This window comes from Haloparvum alkalitolerans (assembly GCF_050122995.1).
Taxonomy (GTDB): Archaea; Halobacteriota; Halobacteria; order Halobacteriales; family Haloferacaceae; genus Haloparvum; species Haloparvum alkalitolerans.
Genome location: NZ_JBNLIA010000021.1, coordinates 1 through 2,311, shown reverse-complemented (window position 1 = coordinate 2,311; position 2,311 = coordinate 1). Strand labels below are relative to the sequence as shown.

The window sequence follows — 2,311 nt, the reverse complement described above, 5'->3', positions numbered from 1 at the left end:
GCCGTGATCGGACTCCCCGTGCTGCTCGTGGAACTCGTCATCGGTCGACGGTCGAATCGTAACCCTATCGGCGCCTTCGAGGCGCTCGAAGCACCGAACTGGAAGTTCGCGGGCGCGGTGGCGGGCTTCATCATCCTCTCGTACTACAGCGTCGTGGGCGGGTGGGTGATCCAGTACCTGATCGCCTCGCTCACCGGCGCGTACGCCGCGAACCCGGGTGAGTACTTCCTCTCGACCGCGAGCGGCCTCAACGCGGTGGCCTTCCACGCGCTGTTCATGGGGCTGGTCGCCACCGTCGTCGCGCTGGGCATCCGCGACGGGCTCGAGCGGGCGGCGAAGGTGATGGTCCCCTCCATCGTCTTCCTGCTCGTCGTCCTCGCCGGCTACGGCTCGACGCTCTCCGGCGCCGGTGCGGCGTACAGCTACTACCTCTCGCCCGACGTCGGAACGATCGTCGCCAACGCGACGAGCCTGATCCCGGACGCGGCGGGACAGGCCTTCTTCACGCTCTCGCTCGGGATGGGCGTGATGGTGACGTACGCCTCCTACCTCGGCGAGGACCGGAACCTGTTCCGCGACGCCGGCACCATCGTCGTCATCGACACGCTGGTGGCGTTCCTCGCCGGTCTCGTCGTCTTCCCCTTCCTGTTCACGCAGGGCGTCGAGCCCGGCTCCGGCGGCGCCGGCGCGGTCTTCATCAGTCTCGCGACGGCGTTCGCCGAGCTCCCGGCCGGCGGCGTCGTCGGCGCGGTGTTCTTCTTCATGCTGGGCATCGCGGCGCTGACCTCCGCCTTCTCCATCCTCGAGGTGGTCGTCTCCTACGTCGTCGACACCTACGGCGTCGACCGCAAGCCGGCGACGATCGCCATCGCGGGGATCATCTTCCTCGTGGGGATCCCGACCGCGCTCGACCTGACGTACCTCGACACCTACGACCTGCTGGCCAACAACATCCTGCTGATCCTCGGCGGGCTACTGTTGTCCCTCTTCGTCGGCTGGCGCTACGCCGGCGAGGCCATCGACGAGCTGCGGAAGGGCAGCGGCGACGCGACGCTCTCGGTCGCGTGGATCTGGATCGTCCGGCTCCTCGTTCCGGTCGTGCTCCTGTACACGCTCTACCTCGGGATCGAGGGCTACGCCGAGTTCCTCGCCGAGACCTACCTCGCGTAGTTCCCGACCACGACACTTTTTCGGCACCGACGGCCGACGCGTCGCAGTTCCCCGGCGAGCGACGCCGGCGCGGCCGAATTTATGGTGTGTGGTAACGTGTCTTTCCTCAATCTTTAACAGCTATCCGACCAATCCTGTACCGAGGAGGATTCACAATGAGCCACGAACTCGACCCACTACCGTACGACTACGACGCGCTGGAACCGCACATCTCCGAACAGGTGCTCACCTGGCATCACGACACCCACCATCAGGGCTACGTCAACGGTCTCAACAGCGCCGAGGAGACGCTCGCGGAGAACCGCGAGGAGGGCGACTACGGTAGCACCGCGTCCGCGCTCGGTAACGTCTCCCACAACGGGAGCGGTCACTACCTCCACCACCTCTTCTGGAACAACATGTCGCCGAACGGCGGCGGCGAGCCCGCGGGCGCGCTCGCGGCCCGCATCCAGGAGGACTTCGGGTCCTACGAGGGCTGGAAGGGCGAGTTCGAGGCGGCCGCGTCCGCCGCGGGCGGCTGGGCGCTGCTCGTCTACGACCCGGTCTCCAAGCAGCTCCGGAACCTGAAGGTCGACAAGCACGACCAGGGCGCGCTGTGGAGCGCACACCCCATCCTGGCGCTGGACGTCTGGGAGCACTCCTACTACCACGACTACGGTCCGGCCCGCGGCGAGTTCATCGAGAACTTCTTCGAGGTCGTCGACTGGGACGACGTGGCCGACAACTACGAACACGTCGTCGAGAAGTTCGAGTAACCCCGGCGTCCGCGGTTCCGCCACAACCTTCGCTTTCTTTCGATACCGACGCCCGAGCGATAGCGCTCCCGCTCGATGATGGCGATACTTAGTGGAGCACGGTGGAAATCTTGCCTTTCTGTCAGATCGTGGTTTTTCTGTGCCTGCTGCAGGTCCTGCTGCTCTAGACAGCAACGTCTAGAAAGCCCCAGACGGCTCGCCCGGCCGCGTACCGGCAGACGGTCCGGGCGTTCCGTTGCGTCTCTCAGCAACGCCCGACGGACGGGTCCGGGCTGCGACTGCCGTCGTCCCGCTCGTTCCTCGCGGGACCCTCGCTGCGCTCCTCGCTCTCCGCTTGGCGAGACAACCCGCGTCTCGCTAGCCTCCAGCGTGCGGTAGCGCGCTGG

General features: G+C 66.4%; 2 protein-coding genes. Both read left to right on the top strand.

Annotation, left to right across the window (positions count from 1 at the left end):
* Positions 1-1,170, top strand: a 1,170-nt coding sequence (locus ACQE3L_RS15275) for a sodium-dependent transporter (RefSeq protein ID WP_426964720.1), incomplete at its 5' end; no start/stop codon positions are given.
* A gap of 155 nt (positions 1,171-1,325) precedes the next feature.
* Complete coding sequence (gene sod, locus ACQE3L_RS15270) at positions 1,326-1,925, top strand: superoxide dismutase (RefSeq protein WP_426964719.1); 600 nt, start codon at positions 1,326-1,328, stop codon at positions 1,923-1,925.
* Positions 1,926-2,311 lie beyond the last annotated feature (386 nt).